Origin of the sequence: Streptomyces chlorus (genome assembly GCF_042655885.1) — a bacterium.
Lineage (GTDB): Bacteria > Actinomycetota > Actinomycetes > Streptomycetales > Streptomycetaceae > Streptomyces > Streptomyces chlorus.
Map to the genome: position 1 here is coordinate 178,551 of NZ_JBHSOA010000053.1, position 23,721 is coordinate 202,271.

Consider the following 23,721-nt stretch of genomic DNA (forward strand, 5'->3'; position numbering starts at 1 on the left):
CGACCCCACCGCCGGGGGACCCTGGCCCGCGACCGACGCCGGCCGGTCACGGGTCGGGGCAGTCAAGGAAGTTCGCGACGCCGGATCGCTGCCTCGGCCACGAGAGCGGGAACATGAACGGGAACGGGACTAAACGCACCCACAGGGCCTGCACCTGTCATCGGGGACGACGCGACCCATATGGCGCTTGTGGCACCTCGCATGGGTTCCTCCTCATGAATCCACTGGTTCACCGCAAAGGGGAGCACGCGACATGTCTTCGTTCACCGCCCGTCGCTGGTGTCGGAGATCGTCAGGTGCCCCCTGGCTCACGGGTCCGCATCGATGACGCGTGACCCGTTCGGCCGAGTTCTACGCGCCTAACTATCTGCCATGCGACAGAGCCGAACCACACCCACGAGGTCTCGGTTCGATCACGGCTAGGTACCGCATCTTCCAAAATCCGGACAAAGGGTTTCGTCGGAGATCCCTGCGAAACGGACTTGTTACACATCTATCGGAGGAAAGTGTCCGTATAGCGGACACCTGCGTGGGGAAAAGCCGTTGCGAATGGCGCGGCCCTTGTGCAAGGTTCCCAAAGGGCTTTCGTGCACTCAACGCGCTTGGACGGCAGGGCCGTTGGCCGTCGGGCCGTATATCGGGCGTGAACAGGTCGTGCACTTGTCCACGCCGCCGCGACAACCGTCCGCTTGGGGAGAAGGATAGTGGGCGTCGCCCACTTCAGGGGCATCTCCCGGCCAGATCGAGGGTTATCCCTACCTTCCTCTTTTGCTCCACTTCCCACGACACCGCGCAATGACATTGCGCCGTGCCGCTCCGACCTGTTCCGGCTTGTCCGACGCTTTTCTTCCCGCTGATCCGGGGCGAGTTCCGCCGCCCGCACGAACGGCACCGGGCACCCCTGCGCTCAGGGGTGCCCGGTGCCGTATGTGCCCGCGTGCGCGGGGCGGGGTGTCAGCCGACGTGTCAGCCGTGCTTGGCGCGGCTCGCGGCGCGGGCGCGCTCACGGCCGTCCAGGTTCACCTTGCGGATGCGGATGGACTCCGGGGTCACCTCGACGCACTCGTCGTCGCGGCAGAACTCCAGGGACTGCTCCAGCGACAGCTTGCGCGGCGGAACGATCGCCTCGAACGAATCGGCCGAGGACGACCGCATGTTGGTGAGCTTCTTCTCCTTGGTGATGTTGACGTCCATGTCGTCGGCGCGGGAGTTCTCGCCGACGATCATGCCCTCGTACACCTCGGTGCCGGGGTCGGTGAACAGCACTCCGCGCTCCTGCAGGTTGGTCATCGCGAACGCGGTGACAGCACCGGCGCGGTCGGCGACCAGGGAGCCGTTGTTACGGGTCGTGAGCGGCCCGAACCAGGGCTCGTGGCCCTCGTGGATGGAGTGCGCGATACCGGTGCCCCGGGTCTGGGTGAGGAACTCGGTACGGAAGCCGATCAGACCACGCGAGGGCACCACGAACTCCAGGCGCACCCAGCCGGAACCGTGGTTCGACATGTTGTCCATGCGGCCCTTGCGGACGCCCATGAGCTGCGTGACCGCGCCCATGTGCTCCTCGGGCACGTCGACCGTCATCCGCTCGACGGGCTCGTGCACCTTGCCGTCGATCTCCCGGGTGACCACCTGCGGCTTACCGATGGTGAGCTCGAAGCCCTCACGGCGCATCTGCTCGACCAGGATCGCCAGCGCCAGTTCGCCTCGGCCCTGCACCTCCCAGGCGTCGGGACGGCCGGTGTCCAGGACGCGCAGCGAGACGTTGCCGATGAGCTCGCGGTCCAGGCGGTCCTTGACCTGGCGGGCGGTGACCTTGCGGTCCTTCACGGCCGCCTTCGCGTCGGCGCCCTTACCGGTGCTGCCGCGGCCGACCAGCGGCGAGGTGTTGGTGCCGATGGTCATGGAGATCGCGGGCTCGTCCACCGTGATCAGCGGCAGCGGAACCGGGTTCTCCGGGTCGGCCAGGGTCTCGCCGATCATGATGTCCGTGATACCGGCGACCGCGCAGATGTCACCCGGGCCGGCCTTCTCGGCGGGCTTGCGGGTGAGCGCCTCGGTCATCATCAGCTCGGAGATCCGCACGTTGGACACGGACCCGTCGCGCTTCATCCAGGCGACCGTCTGGCCCTTCTTCAGCTCGCCCTGGTGGACGCGGAGCAGGGCGATCCGGCCGAGGAAGTTGTCGGCGTCCAGGTTGGTGACGTGGGCCTGGAGCGGGGCGCCCTCGTCGTAGGTGGGGGCCGGGATGTGCGACAGGATGGTGGAGAAGAACGGCTCCAGGGAGTCGGAGTCGGTCGGGACCGTGCCGTCCGCCGGCTTGGTCAGCGAGGCGATGCCGTCCCGGCCGCAGGCGTAGACGATCGGGAACTCGATCTGCTCCTCGTCGGCGTCCAGGTCGAGGAACAGGTCGTAGGCCTCGTTGACGACCTCGTCGATACGCGAGTCCGGCCGGTCCGTCTTGTTGATGCACAGGATGATCGGCAGCCGCGCCTGGAGCGCCTTGCGCAGCACGAAGCGGGTCTGCGGCAGCGGGCCCTCGGAGGAGTCGACGAGCAGCACGACACCGTCGACCATCGACAGGGCGCGCTCGACCTCACCACCGAAGTCGGCGTGGCCGGGGGTGTCGATGATGTTGATCGTGATCGGGTCCCCACCGTCCTTGGGGTGGTACTTCACCGCCGTGTTCTTGGCGAGGATCGTGATGCCCTTCTCACGTTCCAGGTCGCCGGAGTCCATCATGCGCTCGTCGACCTGGTCGAGCTGGTGGGCGGCGAAGGCACCTGCCTGCTTGAGCATGCCGTCGACGATGGTGGTCTTGCCGTGGTCGACGTGGGCGATGATGGCGACGTTGCGGATGTCGTGACGCTGGATGGACAAAGCCATGAGTTGGCGTACTCCCGGAATGGTGAGAAGCGCCCTGCGCAGACGGCTGTGGTGCGCGGGCCCTGCCGGGCTGAACACGCCACGGCCTCTCCCCATGGTACGGGCCCTCGGCACCGGGGGCTCGCCCTCCTCGTCCGGACCGGCCCACCGGGCCCGTCACGTGGGGTGATCAGAACTGATCAGGACTCCGCATCCGCCTCCGCATCCGACTCCGAGGCGGAGGCGGACGGCTCGGTGGACTTCTCCCCCGGGGTCCCGGACGGGCCCCGCGCGCCCTTCTTCAGATAGCCCATGTCCTCGTAGACCGGGGTACGGAATCCGAAGGCGCCGGCGTTGGCCAGGTCCTTGCGGGCGGCGGTGAGCTGGGGGCGCTGGTAGAGGGGGATCGAGCCGGCCGCCGCCCAGATGCGGGCGTCCGCCTTGCGGATCAGCTCGGCGCGCTTCGTGTCGTCGAGCGTCACGAGGGCCTGGTCGAAGAGCTGGTCGACCTGGTCGGTGCCGACGCGGGTGTAGTTCTGCCCGACGTTCAGCGAGCCGTCGGCGGCCGGGACCGGCTTGGCGTAGACGGGGCGGGCGTCGGTGGCGGGGAAGGCGGTCGCGGGCCAGGAGTAGAGGGCGAGGTCGTACTCCCCGGAGGCGATGTGGTCCGTGAAGTAGCTCTCGTCGTCGACCTTGGTGATCTCCGTACGGATTCCGACCCGCTCCAGCATCTTCGTGATCCGGTCGGCCACGGGGGTGAGGACCTCCGAGCCGGGCCCGGCGGGGAGTACGAAGTCGAGCGTGAGCGCCTTGCCGTCCTTGGCGAGCGGGGCGCTCCCGGCCTGGGCCGGGGCGGCGGTGCCCACGGGGGCGTAGGCGCCGGGGTGGCTGCCCTGCTTCAGCCGCGTGTGCTGGGGGCCGTCCTGGGCGAGGTGGCCGTCGCCGTTGTTCCCGTCGCTCTCGGTGTCACCGTGGTCCTCGGCGTCCCCGGCGTCCTTGGCGTCCCCGTCGTCCTTGGCGTCCCCGTCGTTGTCCTCTCCGACGATGTACGCGCCGTCGTCGTCGGCACCGTTCGCGGAGTCGTTGCCAGAGTCGTTGGCCGAGTCCTTGTCGGACGTCCCCGCTTTCTCGCCCTTCCCGCCGGCGGCCTTGTCCTCCTCCTTCTTCTTCACCGGACCGCCCGGTACCCAGCCGGCGTCCGCGAGCAGGGCCCGCGCCTCCTTGGCGTCCTGGTCGCCGAGGGCGCCGCTGCTGTCGGCGTAGGCGGCCTGCCCGGCGAGCGCGAGGTGGCTGCCGACGGGCTCGGCGGGCAGGCCGAGCGGCTTCAGGACCGCCTCCGCCAGGTCCCGCCGGTCCAGGGCGCGGGCCACGGCGCGGCGGACCCGTTCGTCGGCGAGGGGGCCCTCGGCTCCGTTGAGGGCGAGCTGGGTGTAGGCGGGCTCCAGCGTCTTGCGCACCTCGAAGCCGCTGAGGGCCCGCCGCTCACGCGTGAGCTCCGCGGCGGCCTCGCGCTGCTTCTCGCGGGCGGAGATCTCCTCGTCGGCGGCCTCCTCGTCGGACCCGTTCGCGACGGCCCAGGAGCGCAGGGCCTTCGCCGCGGACCGCCCGGCCCCGGCACCCGCGGCTCCGGGACCCATCAGTGGCGCACTCCCCTTGTCGTCGCTCCCCGGCGCGCCCCCGCTCGCGCTCGCACTCCCGCTCGCACTCCCGCTCGTGCTCCCGCTCGGGCTCGTGCCCCGCGGGCCGGCGGCGACGGAGATGCGGCGGGCGGCCGTGGCGTCGATCTCGGCCAGGTCCAGGGTTCCGGCGGTGAGCGCGGCGATGCGTTCGTTGCGGGGCACCTCGCGCAGCACGATCGTGGAGAGCCGGGCCGGTTCGCCCCACCAGCGGGCGTTGCGGGTGAGGGTGACCTCGTCGCCCTCGCGGTCGACCTTCTTCACCTCGAACGGGCCGGCGGTGACCTTCAGCTTCCTGCGGGCCCCGTCGTTGAAGGAGTCCGGGGTACCCATGACGTCCTTCGGGTACAGCGGTGCGAACAGCGACTTCCAGTCGGCGTAGGTACGGCTGAAGGTGACCTTGACCTCCAGGTCGCCCTTGCCGCGCTCGATCTTCTCGATGCGGTCGTAGCCGGCGTTGCGGGCGGTCCAGTAGGCGGAGTCCTTGCCGGACAGGGCGCGCCACTGGGCGGCGAAGTCGGCGGCGCCGATCTCCCGGCCGTCGCTCCAGACGGCCTGCTGGTTGAGCTTGTAGAGGACGACCTGCTTGGGCTCGGTCTCGACGACCTCGGCGGACTCCAGGTAGTCGGGATTGTGCGCCGGACGTCCCCGGCTGTCCATCCAGAACATCGACGGCAGCACGGCCTGGGCGATCCGGGTGGTGGTGGCGTCGGCGTCGGCCTGGAAGGTGTTCAGGGTGGCCGGGACGGTGTCCACGCCCCAGCGCAGGGTGCCGCCTTCGGCGATCCTCGCGCGGTCGGCGCGGGCGATGTCCCCGCCGGCGAGGGGCCGGCCGGCCGGGTCGTCGTCGTCGGAGCTGCATCCGGCCAGCGCGGGCAGCACGAGCGCGCTCGCGGTGAGGAAGGCGACCGAGCGCATGACCGCGCGCGGGCCGACGCCGTCGTGGGACATCTCTGGTTACCTCCGTGAAGCCTTGGGCGTTATGATCACTTTTGGTGGTATTTAGATCTCATCTGATGCATGCGGCCACTGAAGAGGAAAGGGTTCGGCAACCAAGAGCGACACGACGGCCACGGATCGGAAGGTCATCCGTACGGCGTACAACACCGCGCGGTGCACCCATACGCCTCGGCCAATCGATGCACATCCCTTCACAGCGCAAGGTGTGACGCGCGACACTCGCAGGCGCATGAACGTTGCCGCCTTGGGCCTGAAGGACCCTGAAGGACCCGCGAGAAGTGAGGGCAAGTCATGTCCGTGCACGACGAACTGGCATCCGTCCAGCGCAGTCTTGACGACCTGATCCGGTCGGTGGGGCGCCTGGAGAAGCAGCTCGGCAGCGACGGCCTGGAGATGCGCCGCGTCCGATCCGACACCAACCATCTGCGCGAGAGCGTCGCGCTGCTCCGGGAGACGGTCACCACCACGGCCGGCGTACCGAAGCGGCCCGATCTCGTCACCATCTCCGACACGCCGTACGACCCGTCCCTGTGGGTGGACACGGACGACGAGGGGCTCGGCGCGCGCGACCGCCACGCCCCCTGATCCCCCCACCCCCACCTCACAGGACCCGCCACACCCCCTGACCCCGACCGGAGCGGACAAGTGGCCACTGGTACGGAACCTCCCGCCACAGACCCCCAACCCCGACGTACCGGTGTGAGAACCGGTACCCGCGCCGCGATCGCCGCTCCGCATCTGCGGACCGACCGCTGGTGGCTGGCCCCGGCCGCCACCGCGGCCGGTCTGCTCGCCTTCGTCGTCTACTCGACCTGGCGGGCCCTCTCGAACGCGGACTACTACGCGGCGCCGTACGTCTCGCCGTTCTACTCCCCGTGCCTCGCCGAGAACTGCGAGCCGATGCGCGGCGGGCCCAACTGGGAGCTGTTCGGAAGCTGGTGGGGCCTCTCGCCGGCGATCCTGATCCTGATCTTCCCGCTCGGCTTCCGCCTGACCTGCTACTACTACCGCAAGGCCTACTACCGGGGCTTCTGGGCGTCCCCGCCGGCCTGCGCGGTCGCCGAGCCGCACAAGAAGTACTCCGGGGAGACCCGCTTCCCGCTGATCCTGCAGAACATCCACCGGTACTTCTTCTACGCGGCACTCCTGGTCGCCGGAGTGCTGACCTACGACACCGCCCTCGCCTTCCGCGACGAGCACCACGCGTGGGGCCACATGGGGCTCGGCACCCTCGTCTTCCTGGTCAACATCGCGCTGATCTGGGCGTACACCCTCTCCTGCCACTCCTGCCGGCACATCGTGGGCGGCAAGCTCAAACACTTCTCCCGGCATCCCGTGCGCTACCGGATGTGGCAGTGGGTGGGCCGGCTGAACGCCCGGCACATGCAGCTCGCCTGGGCGTCGCTGGTGAGCGTGGCGGTCGCCGACCTCTACGTCTATCTCGTCGCGTCCGGCGCCTTCGACGATCCGCGTTTCTTCTGACCCTCCGAGCGTTCTGCGATTTCTGTGAGTTCTGTGAGTTCTGGCAGGTTATGACGGTTTCCGACGAGTGGGGCCTTTGAGATGACCGTGGTCGACCGGCAGGAATGGGACGTCGTCGTGGTCGGTGCGGGCGGCGCCGGGCTGCGCGCCGCCATCGAGGCACGCGAGCGTGGCGCCCGTACGGCGGTGATCTGCAAGTCGCTGTTCGGCAAGGCGCACACCGTGATGGCCGAGGGCGGGATCGCCGCCGCCATGGCCAACGTCAACACCGGCGACAACTGGAAGGTCCACTTCCGTGACACCCTGCGCGGCGGGAAGTTCCTCAACCAGTGGCGGATGGCCGAACTGCACGCCCAGGAGGCACCCCAGCGGGTGTGGGAGCTGGAGACCTGGGGCGCGCTGTTCGACCGGACGAAGGACGGCCGGATCTCGCAGCGCAACTTCGGCGGCCACGAGTACCCGCGCCTCGCGCACGTCGGCGACCGCACCGGCCTGGAGCTGATCCGCACCCTCCAGCAGAAGATCGTCGCCCTCCAGCAGGAAGACTTCCGCGAGACCGGGGACTACGAGTCCCGGCTGAAGGTCTTCCAGGAGTGCACGGTCACCCGCGTGCTCAAGGACGGCCGCCACGTCTCCGGTGTCTTCGGCTACGAACGGGAGTCCGGGCGCTTCTTCGTCCTGGAGGCGCCCGCCGTGGTCCTCTCGACGGGCGGCATCGGCAAGTCGTTCAAGGTGACGTCGAACTCGTGGGAGTACACCGGCGACGGCCACGCGCTGGCGCTGCTGGCCGGGGCCCCGCTGCTCAACATGGAGTTCGTGCAGTTCCACCCGACGGGCATGGTCTGGCCGCCGTCGGTGAAGGGCATCCTGGTCACCGAGTCGGTGCGCGGCGACGGCGGGGTGCTGCGCAACTCCGAGGGCAAGCGGTTCATGTTCGACTACGTGCCGGACGTCTTCAAGGAGAAGTACGCCGAGTCCGAGGAGGAGGGCGACCGCTGGTACGACGACCCGGACCACAACCGCCGTCCCCCCGAACTGCTCCCCCGCGACGAGGTCGCCCGCGCGATCAACGCCGAGGTGAAGGCGGGCCGCGGCTCCCCGCACGGCGGGGTCTTCCTGGACGTCTCCACCCGGATGCCGGCCGATGTCATCAAGCGCCGGCTGCCGTCGATGTACCACCAGTTCAAAGAGCTGGCGGACGTCGACATCACGGCGGAGGCGATGGAGGTCGGGCCCACCTGCCACTACGTGATGGGCGGCATCGCCGTCGACTCGGACACGGCGGCGACGCGCGGGGTACCGGGTCTGTTCGCGGCCGGTGAGGTGGCCGGCGGCATGCACGGCTCCAACCGGCTGGGCGGCAACTCCCTCTCCGACCTGCTGGTGTTCGGGCGCCGGGCGGGCCGGCACGCGGCCGAGCACGCGGCGGGACAGGGGCAGGAGCGGCCCCGCGTGGACGACGTCCAGGTGGACGCCGCCGCCGCGGAAGCGCTACGACCGTTCTCGGCGGAGACGGAAGCGGAGACGGGGACGGGGGCGGGGGCGTCCGGAGGGCCGGCCGAGGGACCGCCGTCGCGGATGCCGGAGAATCCGTACACCCTGCACCAGGAGCTCCAGCAGACGATGAACGACCTGGTCGGCATCATCCGTCGCGAGCACGAGATGGAGCAGGCCCTGCGGAAACTGGCCGAGCTGCGGGGACGCGCCCGGCGGGCCGGTGTCGAGGGGCACCGGCAGTTCAACCCGGGGTGGCATCTCGCCCTGGATCTGCGGAACATGCTGCTGGTCAGCGAGTGTGTGGCGCGGGCCGCGCTGGAGCGTACCGAGTCGCGCGGCGGCCACACCCGCGAGGACCACTCCGCGATGGAACGCGCCTGGCGCAACGTCAACCTGCTGTGTGCGATGGCCGATCCGACGGACGGCGTCGCGGCCACCGATCCGGAGCGCGGCCAGATCGTCCTGACCCATGAGACCACCGAACCCATCCGCCCCGACCTGCTCGCCCTCTTCGAGAAGGAGGAGCTGGTCAAGTACCTCACCGAAGAGGAGCTGTACGAGTGAGCAGCTATGAGGCCAGCTTCAAGGTGTGGCGGGGGGACGTGCGGGGCGGCGGTCTGGAGGACTTCCGGGTCGAGGTGCACGACGGCGAGGTGGTCCTCGACATCGTCCACCGGCTCCAGGCCACCCAGGCCCCCGACCTCGCCGTCCGCTGGAACTGCAAGGCGGGCAAGTGCGGTTCGTGCTCGGCGGAGATCAACGGCCGCCCGCGGCTGCTGTGCATGACCCGGATGTCGGTGTTCGACCGGGACGAGACGATCACCGTGACCCCGCTGCGGGCCTTCCCGGTGATCCGCGACCTGGTGACGGACGTCGGCTTCAACTACACGAAGGCCCGCGAGGTGCCGGCCTTCGTGCCGCCGGAGGGGGTGGGGCCCGGCGAGTACCGGATGGCGCAGGAGGACGTGGAGCGGTCGCAGGAGTTCCGCAAGTGCATCGAGTGCTTCCTCTGCCAGGACGTCTGCCATGTGGTCCGCGACCACGAGGAGAACAAGCAGGCCTTCGCCGGGCCGCGGTTCCTGATGCGGGTGGCGGAGCTGGACATGCATCCGCTGGACGCGGCGGAGGAGTCCGGTCTGGACCGCAAACGCACCGCGCAGGACGAGCACGGGCTCGGCTACTGCAACATCACCAAGTGCTGCACGGAGGTGTGCCCCGAGGGCATCAGGATCACGGACAACGCGCTGATCCCGCTGAAGGAACGGGCGGTGGACCGCAAGTACGACCCGCTCGTCTGGCTCGGGGCCAAGATCCGGCGCCGGTCGGCGCCCTCCTGACACCCCGGGCCCCCGACGTCCTGGCGCCCCCGGGCGCGGGGGCCCGGGGGACTCAGGGGCTCGGGGACTCAGGGGCTCAGGGGCTCGGGGGCTCGGGGTCACCGGGGCTCGGGGTCACCGGGGTGGAGCTCGGGGAGCGGGCGGCGGTCAGTCGGTTCCGGAGGTGCCCGCCGGGGTGCCTGCCGGGGTGTGCGCCGCCCGCAGATAGCCGGAGTGCGCCACCTGGCCGAGGAAGGTCAGCCTGGTGGCGGTGGCCATGTGCTTGTCGAAGGCCTCCTTGATCCCCGGCCACTTCGGGTGCCCGAAGTCGTCCAGGACGACGATGCCGCCGGGCGCCACGATCCGCTCGGCCCACTCCAGGTCCGCGGCGACGCCGACGGCCGAGTGGTCGCCGTCCACGATGATCACACCGTAGGAACGGTCGGAGACCAGGGCCCGCACCTCGGGGTCCTCGGAGAAGCCCTGCTGGATCCGGGTCGCCGTACCGGCGGCACCGGCCAGGGCGAGATTGGCGCGCACCGCCGCTCCGCGCACCGGGGTGCCGGTGACGTCGCCGGTCATGGAGGTGCCGGGCTGGAGCTGCGTCCCCGCGAGCGGGTCGACGATGGTCAGCCTCGGATCGCGTCCGGCGCGCTCCATCATCCGGATCAGGCCCGCGCCGAACATGCCGTACAACGTGCCGATCTCGAGGATCTCGTCGTTCGGCGGATCGAGCAGGGGTACGGCGGAGAGCTTGCCGCAGATGTTCATGGTGCCGCCGGCGATCCGGCCGACGCCGAGCGCCTCCAGGGCGATGAGCAGCCGGAAGGCCTGGGCGACGTTGCGTTCCGCGCCGTCGCGGTCCCCGGTGACCCCGGTCAGCTCCGTGACGGTCCGCTCCAGGTGGGAGGCGGAGGGAAGCCGGGACGCGCCGCGCCCCGTCCCGTCGAAGAAGAGTTCCAGGGGACGCTGGCGGTTGCGCAGCGTCCTGAGCTCCTGTCGCAGCGGTTCGCCCGCGGTGTCCGCGAGGGCGCGTCTGATCTGGCGCTGGATGCGCTGGTCGATCAGGTCGGCGATCGGACGCAGGCCGCGCCGGGCGACCTTGCTGGTGAGGAGAGCGCGCATGAGTCGGTGATCCTCGCAAGGGTGGGAGATGGCTCCGACCGTAGAGGGCGGGCCGGACACCCACAACGAACGTTGCCGCCCTGCTGCGAAAACTCTCGAGGCCGACGGTCTGCCGTCAAGGAGTGTTCACCCAGTCTTTCCGGTACGCGGCCCAGTCCGCCTCCGTCGCCGCGAAGTCCACATAGAGGGCGACGCCGAAGTCCGGCCGGTCGGCGTCGGCGCGGGACAGCCCGAGCCGCACCCCGCGGACGGCGGCGGGGACGGTCTCGGCGTGGGCCCAGTGGCCGAACCGGTTCTCCTTGAAGAAGGGCAGGCCCATGAGCAGGTCGGTGCCGGGCGGGGTGGCCTCCAGCGCGAGCGCGGTCTGCTGGGCGACGTACCCGCCGTAGGTGCCCTCCAGCGGCTGCATGGTGTCGTACGACATGACGGCGATCTGGTCGACGCGGCGCGCTACCTGCCCGAAGAACTCCTGTGACCACCACTTGGGATGGCCGGTGACCGCGCCCCAGAAGGAGTGGAAGCCGGGGAGCGGGTCGATCTGGTGGGCGGCGACGGACAGGGGGGCGTCGCGGGAGCTCGTCTCCTCGTGCAGGGCGTCGAGCAACGTGAGGTAGTCGCCGTCGCCGGAGTGCAGGGGCTCCAGGTCGAAGTGGACACCGTCGTAGCCGGTGTCCAGGATCTCCCGGGTGGACCGGAGGACCGCGGCGCGGGACTCGGCGCGCTCCAGGTGCAGCGCCTCGGGGTGTTCGGGGGCGAGGATGTCGCCGAGCCAGGCCTGGACCCGGACGCCGGGTATCTCCCGGTGCACCGACTCGATCAGCCAACGGGCACGCGGATAAGCCGACTTCGGCAGGCTTCCGTCGTGCTCGAGCGGACCCGAGTGGACGTACAGGTCGCGTATTCCGGTGCCGTCGAGCTGCCGGGCGAGGGCGGTGATGTCGGCGTCCTTCTTCCGCCCGTCGACCCAGGCGTGCCCGAGCCAGATGGCGTCACGGCCGCGGGTGTACGTCCCGTCGGCCGGGTCACCGGTGAAGTTGACCCGCAGCACCGTCCCGGCGGTCAGCAACGGCACCAGCACCACGAGCATCACCGCGAACGCGGCCCACGTGAGCCGGCGCTTCCCACGCCGGGGCGGTCTCCCCTTCCCCTGCCCGTGCCGGGTGTTCTCCGCGTCGTCGGGTCCGGACTCGTCCGGCTGGGTGGGCGCCGTGGACTCCGCGGGCTCCGTGGACTCGGGATCCGTAGGCCCCATGGGCTCCGTACGCTCCGTGCGTGACATCGCGCGTCCCCTCCGCCGCCGGCCCCGTCCGGCCCGCGGCTGATCTTGGGGAGGAGGACGAGGACGGGGGCGCCGCGGTTGCGGTCAGGCGGCGGTGGGCGCGCGCCGTACGTGCGCGTGCCCGTCCAGGGGGAAGGCGGGAGGTGCGGCGGGGAGGGTGCCGGTCAGGAGGAAACCGGCCTTCTCGGCGACCCGGCAGGAGGCCACGTTGTCGACCTGGTGCAGCAGCTCCAGGCGGGTCAGGCCCTCGGGGGCGAAGGCCGTGAACGCCCAGTCGGTCAGCGCCGTCAGAGCGCGCGGGGCCACTCCCCGGCCCCGCGCGTGGGCGGCGGTCCAGTAGCCCACCTCGGCGGAACCCGAGCCCCTGGCCGGGTACTTGAGGACGACGTTGCCGACGAGCCGCGCCGCGGTGCCGGGTGCTCGCTTCTCCGCCGGCGTCTCCCCGAGCGTCTCCTCCACGGCGAACGCGAGGCGGTCCCCCGCCTCCCAGCCCCGCTGCTGCGCCGTCACCCAGCGCGCCGCGCCGGCCTCGTCGTGCACGGCCTCGCTCGTCCAGCGGCGCAGCGCCTCGTCCCGGTACAGCTCGACCAGACCCGCCGAGTCCTTTGGGCTCCAGGGCCGCAGGGTGAGGGCGCCGGCCACCAGGCGTGTCGGAGTCGTGTGCATACGGCGAGGGTAGGGGGACGGGCCGCCCGGCTCCGGAGCGGGGCCGGGCGGGAACAGACGGGTGAGGTCAGAAGAGGCTCAGGAGGGCCTCTGCGGGGTCGGTGAGGGTGGTGTCGGCGCCGGGGAGGGGGAGTTCGAACCAGACGGTCTTGCCGCGGGGAGTGCGGCGGGAGCCCCAGGCCGCGCTGAGCAGGCCGACGAGCTGGAGGCCGCGGCCGCCCTCGTCGGTGTCGCGGGCGCGGCGGCGGCGCGGCTGGACCAGACCGGCGTCCCAGACTTCGCAGACCAGGGTGCGGTCGAGGAGGAGACGGAGCCTGATCTCTCCCTCGCCGTACCGCAGGGCGTTGGTGACCAGCTCGCTGACCAGGAGTTCCGTGGTGTCGACGAGGGGTTCCAGGTCCCAGGCGAGCAGTTGTGTGCGGGCGTACTCACGGGCGCGGCCCACGCTGCGGGGTTCGCGCGGCAGTGCCCAGTCGCCGACGGAGTCGGCGGGCAGTCCCTGGACCCTGGCCATGAGCAGCGCGATGTCGTCCTCGCCGTGGTGGGTGGCGAGGGTGTTGAGGACGTGGTCGCAGACGTCCTCCAGGTTCCGGGTGTCGGCGCGCGGTGGCGCCGAGCCGTCGTAGGGGGCCTCGCCCGACGGCCGGACGGGGTCGGTGAGGGCGCCCACGAAGGCCCGGAGGCCCTCGTCGAGGGGATGGTCGCGGCTCTCGACCAGCCCGTCCGTGTAGAGCGCGAGCAGGGCGCCCTCGGGCAGTTCGACCTCGACCTCCTCGAAGGGTTCCCCCCCGACGCCGAGCGGCAGTCCCGGCGGGACGTCCAGCATCAGTGCGGACTCGCCGGGTTCGACCAGGACGGGCGGCAGGTGGCCCGCGTTGGCGAAGGTGCACCGCCTGGTCACCGAGTCGTACACGGCGTAGACGCAGGTCGCCAGGTAGATCTCGGAGAGGTCGGCCTCCCGGGGACGGCGGGCGGCCCGGGTCGCCTGCTGGACCCCGCCGGGGGCACCGAGGCCGCGGGCGATCTCGTCCAACTGGGAGAGGACCTCGGCGGGTTCGAGGTCGAGCTGGGCCAGGGTGCGCACGGCGGTGCGCAGTTCACCCATCGCCACCGCGGCGCGCAGGCCCCGCCCCATGACGTCCCCGACGACCAACGCGGTGCGGTGGCCGGGCAGTTCGATCACGTCGAACCAGTCACCGCCGACCTCGCCGGCCCGGCCGGTCGCCGCGCTGCCGGGCAGGTACCGGCAGGCGATGTCGAGACCGGACGCTTCCGGGTCGCCGGGCGGGAGCAGGGATCGCTGCAGTATCAGGGCGCGTTCGTGCTCGCGCCGGTAGAGGCGGGCGTTGTCGATACAGACGGCGGCGCGCGCGGCCAGCTCCACGGCGAGTTCTCGGTCCCGGTCCCCGAACGGCTCGCTGCCCTTGGTACGGGCGAACTGGGCGAGGCCGACCACCGTGTCGTGGGCGACCATCGGCACGGCGAGCGTGGACCGCACCAGCCCGCCCTCCTCGCCCGGCACGGCTCGCGGGCGGGCGGTGCGCAGGGCGTCCGCGCACGGCGAGTTGAACGCGTAGTGGTGGACGGCGCCGAGCTTGACGGGCTCCCCGGTGACGCTGAACGGCGCGTCGGAGACGGCGCTGGCGAAGGCGACACGGCGCACCTCCGCGCTGCCGTCGGCGAGGCCCGGCGGGGTCTCGTCGCCGGCCAGCAGCCCCTGGTAGAGATCGACGGTGGCCAGGTCGCAGAAGCCGGGGACGACGACGTCGAGGAGTTCGCGGGCCGTGGTCTCCAGGTCGAGGGAGTTACCGATCCGGGCACCGGCCTCGTTGAGCAGGGCGAGATTGCGGCGCGCGGCGGCGGCCTCGCGGGCGGCGGCGCGGCGGCCGGTGATGTCCGTCGCCAGCCATGCGATGCCGATGGGGCGGCCGCTGCCGCTGTGCACGCGGTACAGGTTGATGGACCAGTGACGGCGCCCGTCGGTGCCCGGCACGAAGCCCGTGACGTGCATGTCCGTGATGGATTCGCCGGTGTCCAGCACCCTGCGCAGGGTCGCGTCGATCCGTTCGGCCTCACCGCGCGGCAGGTAGTCGTGGACGTTCTTGCCCCGGTGGTCGTCGGGCGTACCGCCGAAGATGGACGCGAACCGCTCGTTGGCGCGGCGGACCCGCAGGTCGGGGTCGATCAGTAGGAATCCGAAAGGAGACTGACCAAAAATGGCCTGCGAAGCGGCGAGATCCGTCTCGATACTGCGCAGGGTGCGCACGTCGACGACGATGCAGACGGCCGCCCTCTCGCCCTCCTCGGTGTGCGTCGGCATGACGTAGACCTCGGCGAGGGCCTCCCCGCCGGGCTCGCCGCCCTCCCTTGTCTCGGGGAGCCGGAAGGGGACGACCCCGGTCCACTCCCGGCCGTCGAGGATCTCGGCCATCTTGCGCTGGCCCCGCTCGCGCCGGTCCGGGTCGATGAAGGCCGCGATGGGGTCCATCCCGACGGCCCGCTCCGCCGGGATGCCGAAGATCTGCTCGGCGCGCAGGCTCCACTGGTCGACCAGTCCGTCGGGGCCGATGGAGAAGGACGCGACCCTGATGTAGTCGTACATGGATCCGGGAGGACTGACCTGCCACATCCCGCCGGCCGACGGGATGTCACCGGCGGGCAGAAGGTCGCGGAAAGGAGTGGCGGAGGACGAGGTGCCACCGGACGTGACGCCGACGGAGGAGGTGCCCGTGACTGAGGTGCCCTTGGCCGAGTTGTCCGTGGCCGACAAGTGAGCGGACGAGGCATCGCCGGAAGAGAGGCCGTCCGCGGCCTCGGCCCTCGCGCCGTCCGACGGGTCCTTGGACTCCGTGGCCTTCGCTGGTATCTCGCTCACGCGAACCGTCCCCTCCAGCTCACCGCGTCCGGCACCGGTCACCGGGGGCGGCTGCCCGCAGTATCCAGCACTACGGCGCCGCACAACACGGTGTTCACGATCACAGCACGGTCCCGATGCTTTTCGGTCCGGACTGTGAGAACACTCCCAGTCTTCTAACCAGCGGACACCCCATCGAACCCCCTTCACCGGCAACCATCAGGGGCCTGAACCGGCCGTTCGACAGAGAGGGCCCGTACGTACACCGGCGAGGAGCGGCACAGCGCCTCGTTTCAGCCGGGGGCGAACGCTCACTTCGGCACGGTGAGTTCGAACCACACGGTCTTGCCGACGTCGCCGGGCCGGGTGCCCCAGCGGCGGGTGGTGCGGGCGACGAGCTGCAGTCCGCGTCCGCCCTCGTCCCCGGGCCGGGCGACCCGCTCGTGCGGAAGTTCCGGCAGCGGGTCGGAGACCTCCACCCGTAGGACCCGGTCGAGGTCGGAGGGGCGCAGCAGGCAGACCTCTATGGGGCCGGTGGCGTGCCGCAGGGCATTGGTGACCAGTTCACTGACCAGCAGGGCCGCGAGGTCACCGACGCCGTCGAGGCCCCAGTCGTGCAGCTGGGCCCGGACCGTGGAGCGCGCGGCGCCCACGGCGCTCGGGTCCGCGGGGAAGGTCCACGTGGCGTGGTCGCCCTCGATGTCGATCACGTGGATCACTTCCGTCACTTCCCGGTCGGTGAATCAACCCATATCGGGCTTGATGGGAACCAATAGCCTTATACCCGACCTTCAGGGCTGATTACCGTCCGCGGCGGCGCATCATGGCACCCGCGGGGCGGGACGGTTCCCGCGCCCCGCCATCCCGCCCCGCCGCCGCGCGCCCCGGCCGCCACCGGCTGCTCCGCGCTCCGGCGCTCACACGGGCGCGGAGGCTTCTTCCACCAGTCCGGCGGACAGCCAGCGCACCCCTGCCTCGGCGCTGTACTCACCACCGTCCGGGGCGATGTGCCGCAGGAAGCCCAGGTCCTGGCCGATGGTGACGACGGGTGGTTCCACCACACCCCTCGGGCGGCGCTGGCCCAGCCCGACGGCGGCGAGCAGCCCGTTGCACAGACACTGCCGGCCCTCCGTCTCCTCGAGGGTTCCGCCCTTGCGGACATGGGCGGCGGGGGGCTCCGCCGGGCAGCGGTAGCCGATGGTGCCGCCGTCGGTCCGGTACAGGGTCCGCAGATAGCCCAGGTCGCAGACGCGGGTACGGACGGCATTCGTCCCCGCGTCGGCGAGGGTGCCCGGCAGGTCGGCGACCTTGAACGGGAAGGAGGTCGGGGAGGCCGCCGGATCATTACGCACCGTCAGCTCGCCCGCGAGTTCACGCTCGATCAGCTCCCGCCGCAGCCCCTCCTCCAGGCCCGACTCCTTGCAGAGCGCGAAGACGCTGCCGACCTGAACGCCCGCCGCGCCCAGCGCCCTGGCCCGGCGGACCTGCTCCGGTCCGCACTGGCCGCCCGCGATCCAGAACGGCAGACCGAGAGCGGCCATCCTCGCGAAGTCGGGCGTGTCCCGGGGACCGTAGACGGGGTCACCGTGCTCGTCCAGGCGCAGGGGTCCGCGGGGCGGGGCGCTGTGGCCGCCCGCGCTGTGCCCCTCGACGACGAATCCGTCCGGCCTGGTCTCCTCGTCGCGGTTCAGATACGCGGCCAGGGCGGGCAGCGAGACGATGGCCAGGACCCGGGGCCGGCGCAACGGACCGGGGTCGGCCCCGCGCAGCACCGGAGCAGGGTCGAAGCGGAGCTCGTGCGGCTGGTCGTCGCCGTCCACGTCCACCCGGGCGAGAACCGGCTCCCGCCGGGCGAGCCCGCGCGCGATCCGGGGGATCCCGGCGGGAATGCCCGCGCCGACCAGGACGTAGTCCACACCGGCCAGAATCGCCCCGAACATCGCCGGGAGGGTGGCCAACTGGACCTTCTCCAGGTAGTTGACGCCGACCGGACCGCCGTGTCCCTCCTTGGCCAGCCACACTTCGCAGAAGTTGGCGACGACGGTCAGCGGCCGGGACGGGCACGTCTCGGCGGCCGTCATCAGAGGCGTGGCCGCGAACCGCTCACCTTCCCGGATCCCGCCCTCCACGAAGTACCGGTCCCGGATCGGCCCGGCGAGTTCCGGTACGGGAAAGGCAGCCAGCGCCCTCCTGAGGTGCCCTCCCGGATCGCCGGACTGCAGCCCCCGGATCAGCAGGGTGTCGAGGGCCGTACCGGAGACGACACCCAACTGCCCGGTCCGCGCGACGGTCCGGGCGAGCCGCCACCCGGACACCCCCACGCCCATTCCTCCCTGGATCAGCCAGGGCAGTTCGGACGTCGTCCGGGGTGCGTTCATGGACCCTCACTCACGTTCGCCGCGGTGCCGCAAGCCCACAGGGCCGCAGTGCCTCAGTTCCTCAGTGCCGCGGAAGCCAACCTTCGGTACCGTAACTTACGGCACCGTAGGTACATGCGTGCACCCGGGTGCCCCTGAGGATCTGCGAGCAGGCAGGACGGCCCTCGGGCGGGGACGGGGGGCGGGGACGAGGGCGGGAACGGGTGGCTACGTGAAGCGGGTGGACTACGCGAGTTCGCCGGCAGCGGCCAGATCGTCGAAGAGCGACTGGTCGACAGGAGGCACCCGGTCCCGGTCGGCGTACGAGAACCAGGCCACCTCCTCGATCTCACTGCTCGGGATCAGTTCCCCCCGGTACTCGGCCGTGTAGCAGGCCATCCGCACGACGGCACCGTCCGGGAGGCCGGGCACGCCGGCCTCGTACGTCCCCACATGGGCAGCGGTCTGCGGGTCGAGCAGAACCGTCAGCTCTTCCTCGATCTCACGCAGCAGGGTCTCCAGGTCGCTCTCCGCGCCCTCGCGCTTGCCGCCGGGGATGTAGAAGACGTCCTTTCCCCGTGGCCGCGCGCAGAGAATCCTGCCGCCCTCCACACACACCCACGCCACCGTGTCGATCAGGGCCGACATCACTCCGCCTTCGCCATGGGAAACCTGGTCGGGCAGGACCTTAGCGGGGCGGCGGCCGGCCGACGGGGGGGGGCGGGGGCGGGGCGCTCAGCTCTTGGGAGATCAGTCGGCGGGTGTCGCGTTCCGCCCGATGCGCTCGACCCAGTACAGCTGCTTGTGCCCGCGGCCGTCGAGACTGTCCGCGATCTTCTGCGCCTCGGCGCGGGTCGCGTACCGGCCCACGCGATAGCGGTTGCCGTTGTCGTCCTGTCGCACCACGAGCCAGGGAAGCGTGGCCGTGCTGTCGTTCATCGCGCCCCTCCGCTTCCCGTCCGCGATCCGTGCCGCGCCCCACCCGGTAAGGAATCCCCAGTCCGCATATGCCCGAGCCTACGCCTTACCTTCACGCAGCGAATATGGCTTTACACAAAGAGGTACGCAACCAGCCAGTACGCAGGGGGCGCATCGCAGCGAATGCGCCGTATGCGAGTTCGATGCATCCGGTCAGGGGCATGTCGCCCCCACGCCCGCCACTCGGGGGTCACCTGCGAGAACGGCCAGATTCGTACGGCGCCCGAACGGGCGTGCCGCTGCCCGTCCGGGCGAGCGGACGCCCGGACGGGGCGCAGAGGGAGCGCTTCGGGGTCGGCGACGGCTCGGGGTCGCGGTCCGTGACGGCCGCCGGTCCGGCTACTTCACCGGGAGGTGGTACGCGACCCGGTACCGGTCGGCGGGGATCACCACGTCGGCCGTCTCGACCGGGCGGCCCGAGGCGTAGTACGTGCGCTGGATGACCAGGACGACATGGCCGGGGACACCGCCGAGCAGCATCAGTTCCTCGGCGAGGCCGGGGCGGGCGCCGACCTCCTCGGTCACGTTGTCCACGATCACGTCGATGGCGCGCATGCGCTCGACCACGCCCATGCCGCCGAGAGGGCCCTTTTCGGGCAGCATCACGGGCGTCCGGCCGGTCAGGGCGAGCGGCTCCCAGGAAGTGGAGAGCATCATCGGCTCGCCTGCCTCCCGGAAGAGGTACCGGGTGCGCATCACCCTGTCCCCCGGCTCGACCTCGAGCCGCTCGGCGATGGCCCCGCAGGCGTCGGCCTGCTCGCTGCTCGACTCCCAGGTACCGCGCACGTCCCCGTCCGCCTGCTCCTGCCGGAACGGGGTGGCGCCACGCTCCGGACGGAATCCGGAACGGGCCACGCGTCGGGGCACGGGCCGCTCACGGACGTACGTCCCCGAACCGGAGCGGCCCTCCACGAGACCCTCCGCCATGAGCACCTTGCGCGCCTCCAGCGCGACCGTGTCGGAGACGCCGTACTCCTGACGGATCCTCGCCTGGGACGGGAGGCGGGTGTGCGGGGGCAGCCGACCGTCGACGATCTTCTTACGGAGATCACCCGCGACGCGCAGATACGCCGGCTGCTCACCGAATGTCACTGGCCGCTCCCATCAGGTTGTACAGACAGCGACAGCGTGGCAACCGCAGGTTGTGCCAGGCAAGTGAAGGCCAAAGAATCACTCGATGTGATGACAGATCCCGGCGGGGGTCTTTACGCAGGCTCTTTCTCCCCGCTATGGCGTGCCTCACACCTCGATACGGTCCTCATCGGCACCGCCGTCTCCGTCCCCGGTCCCGTCCTCCGTCCCGTCCTCGTCCCCGCCACCGCCTTCGCCCCCGTCCTCGTCGTACGTGGGCGGAGTGGTGGCCAGGCCCAGCGCCTCGCGTGCGGTGACCGACTGCTGGGGGTCGATGAGCTCCCAGCCCTTGTCGTAGTGCTCGTAGAAGGTGTCCGCGTCCTTGGCCTCGGCGGCCTTCGCCCACGCGGCCTCGGCCTTCTCGAGGTCATCGGCGAGATCCGTCACCGGACCCTCGGCGTCGGCGGGCCACTCGTGCTCCCGCAGCATCCCGCTCTGCCCGGCGAGCGCCCCGGAGATCTCCCGGGCCCACTCCTTGTGGCCGGGCAGGTCGTCCTCGACGAACTCCGACTCGGGGGCCTTCTCCAGCGCCGCGTTGATGACGTGCGTGCTCTTCAGATAGGCCACCTGGTGCGCGTCGAGCGTGGTCTCGCCCTGGCGCAGCGAACCGGTGAGGGCGGCGTTCTCGTCCCGGTTGCCGAACACACAGGTGATCACGCGGTCGCCGTAGCGCCAGCTGTCCCTGGACGGGGTGAGGTGGTACACGTCCACGTCGGCCGGCAGGGCCCAGCCGTCCATGGCGTAGGCGTCCTGGAGGGCGTAGCACCGGTCGTCGGCGGTCTCGGCGATGTCGGTGGCGCCCGGGTAGGCGCCGTCGGACAGGAGGACGACGCCGAAGACCTCCCCGTCGTGCTCCCCCTCGCACGGCACCCGGTCGGCCTCGGACGCCCAGCCCACCAGACCGTCGGGCGAGTCGAAGCACTCGCCCTTCTCCAGGGTCGAGATCTCGTTGCCGCGCGTCACCTGGAGGTCGTCCCAGAAGTCGGCCGCGGCGCCGGAGAGGACCATCCCCACCCATGCCACCATTCCGGCGGCGGACATCACGGCCCCGCCGATCGCCATGCCCCGGCCCTGCTCCCCCCGTCGGCGGATCTGCCGCAGCGCGACGAGCCCCAGCACGAGCCCGAGGAACGGCACGATCCACAGGATGCCGAAGACGAGCGAGGCGATGGCGAGACCGTTGGTGGGGGGCGGGGGCCGGAACCCGTACGGGCCGTGGGGGCCGTGGGGGCCGTGGGGGCCGGACGAACCCTGAGGGCTGTGCGGGCCCTGGGAGAACTGCGGTGGTGGATACGCCCCTTGGGGCTGGGGAGTGGGGTACTGGCCCTGGGGGTACTGCCCCTGGGAGCCCTCGGGCTGCTGGGGCCCGAAGGGCGGGGGTATGGACACGAGGACCGTGCTCCTGGTTCTGCCGTGCTGCTGCGGAGAGGTGCATGCGCTGGTGCGGGCCGACATGCGGCTCCGCGCATCGTAAGCGCGGCCGGACGGGGCAGTGGGGGTACCCCTGTTGGGGCCGGACCGAGCCCGTCACACCTCTCGCACACCTACCTCGTCCCCGTGGCGGACGACCGGATCACCGACCCGGAGCCCGACCACGAGGACGAGGAAGGAGACGAAGGACCGGGTACCTGCCCGCGGGCCGGTCCCGTCAGATCAGAACTGCAGGGCCCAGCCGTTCAGCCGGCCCGTGTCCCATGTCGCGGTGTCGGTGACCCGCAGCTTCCACGTGCCGTTCGCAATCTCCGAGGAGGCGTTGACCGTGTACGTGGTCTTGATGTCGTCCGCGCTGCCGCCGGTGCCGGACGCCTTCAGCGTGTACACCGTGCCGTCGGGGGCGACCAACTGGACCCGGAGGTCGCCGATGTAGGTGTGGGTGATGTCCACCTCGACGCCCAGGTTGGAGGGCGCGTTGCCGGAGACGCCGGAGACGGTCACCGAGGTCTCGACGGTGGAGTTGTCGGCGATGTTGACGCCCTCGGTGCTCGCGAAGCGGTCACCGGTGGGCGGCGGGGTGGTGCCGCCCTGCCCGACCCGCAGCAGGAGGTTGGGCGAGCCGGTACCCGGGCTGCCGACGGCGCCGCTGGTGGCGGCGGAGGTCAGCGCGGAGGAGACCTGGGCGGGGGTGTCCGAGGGGTTGGCGGCCAGGTGCAGGGCGGCCGCACCGGCGACGTGCGGGCTCGCCATGGACGTGCCCGAGATGGTGTTGGTGGCCGTGTCGCTGGTGTTCCAGGTGGAGGCTATGGAGGAACCCGGGGCGAAGATGTCCAGGACCGAGCCGTAGTTGGAGTAGCTGGCGCGGGCGTCGGTGGAGGTGGTGGCGCCGACGGTGATCGCCTCGGTCACCCGGGCCGGGGACTTGGTGGAGGCGTTGGTGGACTCGTTGCCGGCCGCGACGACGAAGGTGACGCCGGCGCTTACCGCGTTGCGCACGGCCGCGTCGAGGGCGCTGTCGGCGCCGCCGCCGAGGGACATGTTGGCGACGGCCGGCTTGACCGCGTTGCGCGCGACCCAGTCGATGCCGGCGACGACCTGGGCGGTGGTGCCGGAGCCGGAGTTGTTCAGCACGCGGACGCCGACGATGTTGGCCTTCTTGGCCACGCCGTAGGCGGTGCCCGCGACGGTGCCCGCGACGTGGGTGCCGTGGCCGTTGCCGTCCTGGGCGACGTTGTCGTTGTCGACGGCGTCGTAGCCGTTGGAGGCACGGCCGCCGAAGTCGCTGTGCGAGATACGGACACCGGTGTCGATGATGTACGCCGTCACACCCTGCCCGGCCGAGTCCGGGTAGGTGTACGAGCTGTTCAGCGGCAGGCCCGCCTGGTCGATGCGGTCCAGTCCCCAGGAGGGCGGGTTGGCCTGGGTGGCGGTGGTGTGGAAGGTACGGTTCTGGACCACCGAGGCGACGGCCGGGTCGGCGGCGAGACGTTTCGCCTCGGCCTCGGAGGCCTCGATCTCGTACCCGTTGAGCGCCTTGGTGTAGGTCCGCTCGATGTCGGCGCCGTACTTCTTGGCCACGGCGCGGCCCTCGGCGGAGCCGGCCTTCGCCCGGTCCGCCTTCAGGGTCACGATGAAGCTGTCGCTGACGGCGTTCGCAGCGCCCTCGTACTGGATGCTGCCTTCGGCGGCGGCCGGGGCCGCGCCGGCGGGGAGCGCGGAGACGAGGCCTGCCATGAGCGCCGCGCTGGTCGCGACGCCGAGAGTGGCCAGTCTTCGGTGGGGGTGACGCATCAACGCCATGTGAGGGTTCCTCCTCAGTCGGGGTGCGCTGCTGTGGGGGATGGTGCTGTCGACGCACGTGCCGCGTGTGTGGCACAGCCGGACAACAGTGATGTGCTCATGTCAATGATCACTGTTGGAACAACTGCGTGCGTCAGTCGAAAGATTGAGGGTTCCACAGGAATCGCACAAGAGGGCCCACAGGAACGAAACAGCCCCGCCACGCAGGCGACATGTTCACCGACCCGCCGGCTTCCCCCGCCCACGGAGCCCACGGAGCCAGGAGAGCGACATCGCCGAGCCGGTGTGGCGAGCCGTACACGAC

At 71.0% G+C, this 23,721-nt stretch carries 17 protein-coding genes; 4 read left to right on the top strand and 13 right to left on the bottom strand.

The genetic code is table 11. The annotated features are described in order from the left end of the window. Positions 1–966: 966 nt before the first annotated feature. Positions 967–2,883 (bottom strand): translational GTPase TypA, encoded by a 1,917-nt coding sequence (typA, locus tag ACFPZI_RS24655; protein WP_381366844.1) that lies wholly within the window; start codon positions 2,881–2,883, stop codon positions 967–969. A gap of 179 nt (positions 2,884–3,062) precedes the next feature. Next, positions 3,063–5,489, bottom strand: a complete 2,427-nt coding sequence (locus ACFPZI_RS24660) for an ABC transporter family substrate-binding protein (protein WP_381366847.1) — start codon at positions 5,487–5,489, stop codon at positions 3,063–3,065. Positions 5,490–5,789: 300 nt separating this feature from the next. Between ACFPZI_RS24660 and ACFPZI_RS24665 the strand changes: the two genes are divergently transcribed. The 4 genes from ACFPZI_RS24665 to ACFPZI_RS24680 all read left to right on the top strand — a co-directional run bounded on the left by ACFPZI_RS24665 (position 5,790) and on the right by ACFPZI_RS24680 (position 9,814). Next, the gene (locus ACFPZI_RS24665) at positions 5,790–6,083 is read left to right on the top strand and encodes a hypothetical protein (protein WP_381366849.1); all 294 of its coding nucleotides are present in this window, start codon (positions 5,790–5,792) and stop codon (positions 6,081–6,083) included. Between the two features lie 60 nt (positions 6,084–6,143). Continuing rightward, positions 6,144–6,980 carry a hypothetical protein gene (locus ACFPZI_RS24670; protein WP_381366852.1) on the top strand — a complete coding sequence of 279 codons (837 nt, stop codon included), beginning with the start codon at positions 6,144–6,146 and terminating at the stop codon, positions 6,978–6,980. Between the two features lie 81 nt (positions 6,981–7,061). Further along, the gene (locus ACFPZI_RS24675) at positions 7,062–9,041 is read left to right on the top strand and encodes a fumarate reductase/succinate dehydrogenase flavoprotein subunit (protein ID WP_381366855.1); all 1,980 of its coding nucleotides are present in this window, start codon (positions 7,062–7,064) and stop codon (positions 9,039–9,041) included. After that, positions 9,038–9,814, top strand: coding sequence for a succinate dehydrogenase/fumarate reductase iron-sulfur subunit (locus ACFPZI_RS24680; RefSeq protein ID WP_381366858.1), 777 nt, complete (start codon positions 9,038–9,040; stop codon positions 9,812–9,814). Before ACFPZI_RS24675 ends, ACFPZI_RS24680 begins: the two co-directional genes overlap by 4 nt. A 147-nt stretch (positions 9,815–9,961) precedes the next feature. On the opposite strand, the gene ACFPZI_RS24685 is transcribed toward ACFPZI_RS24680, so the two are convergent. The 11 genes from ACFPZI_RS24685 to ACFPZI_RS24735 form a co-directional block, all read right to left on the bottom strand. Next, a complete protein-coding gene (locus ACFPZI_RS24685; protein WP_381366861.1) occupies positions 9,962–10,918 on the bottom strand; it encodes a class I SAM-dependent methyltransferase in 957 nt (318 codons plus the stop codon). A gap of 115 nt (positions 10,919–11,033) precedes the next feature. Further along, positions 11,034–12,197 carry a glycoside hydrolase family 18 protein gene (locus ACFPZI_RS24690; protein ID WP_381366863.1) on the bottom strand — a complete coding sequence of 388 codons (1,164 nt, stop codon included), beginning with the start codon at positions 12,195–12,197 and terminating at the stop codon, positions 11,034–11,036. Between the two features lie 84 nt (positions 12,198–12,281). After that, a complete protein-coding gene (locus tag ACFPZI_RS24695; protein ID WP_381366866.1) occupies positions 12,282–12,863 on the bottom strand; it encodes a GNAT family N-acetyltransferase in 582 nt (193 codons plus the stop codon). 67 nt (positions 12,864–12,930) lie between these two features. Beyond that, positions 12,931–15,738: a SpoIIE family protein phosphatase gene (locus ACFPZI_RS24700; RefSeq protein ID WP_381366869.1), complete on the bottom strand. Its 2,808-nt coding sequence runs from the start codon at positions 15,736–15,738 to the stop codon at positions 12,931–12,933. A 290-nt stretch (positions 15,739–16,028) separates the two neighbouring features. After that, a complete protein-coding gene (locus ACFPZI_RS24705) occupies positions 16,029–16,436 on the bottom strand; it encodes an ATP-binding protein (RefSeq protein WP_381366940.1) in 408 nt (135 codons plus the stop codon). 198 nt (positions 16,437–16,634) lie between these two features. Next, positions 16,635–18,095: a nitronate monooxygenase gene (locus ACFPZI_RS24710; protein ID WP_381366871.1), complete on the bottom strand. Its 1,461-nt coding sequence runs from the start codon at positions 18,093–18,095 to the stop codon at positions 16,635–16,637. A 225-nt stretch (positions 18,096–18,320) separates the two neighbouring features. Then, complete coding sequence (locus ACFPZI_RS24715) at positions 18,321–18,722, bottom strand: NUDIX hydrolase (protein ID WP_381366874.1); 402 nt, start codon at positions 18,720–18,722, stop codon at positions 18,321–18,323. 102 nt (positions 18,723–18,824) lie between these two features. After that, positions 18,825–19,013, bottom strand: a complete 189-nt coding sequence (locus tag ACFPZI_RS24720) for an SPOR domain-containing protein (RefSeq protein WP_326754558.1) — start codon at positions 19,011–19,013, stop codon at positions 18,825–18,827. Positions 19,014–19,391: 378 nt separating this feature from the next. Next, positions 19,392–20,144, bottom strand: coding sequence for a GntR family transcriptional regulator (locus ACFPZI_RS24725; protein ID WP_381366877.1), 753 nt, complete (start codon positions 20,142–20,144; stop codon positions 19,392–19,394). A 147-nt stretch (positions 20,145–20,291) separates the two neighbouring features. After that, the gene (locus ACFPZI_RS24730) at positions 20,292–21,572 is read right to left on the bottom strand and encodes a DUF4190 domain-containing protein (RefSeq protein WP_381366880.1); all 1,281 of its coding nucleotides are present in this window, start codon (positions 21,570–21,572) and stop codon (positions 20,292–20,294) included. Positions 21,573–21,836: 264 nt separating this feature from the next. After that, complete coding sequence (locus ACFPZI_RS24735) at positions 21,837–23,417, bottom strand: S8 family peptidase (RefSeq protein ID WP_381366883.1); 1,581 nt, start codon at positions 23,415–23,417, stop codon at positions 21,837–21,839. Positions 23,418–23,721: the final 304 nt, after the last annotated feature.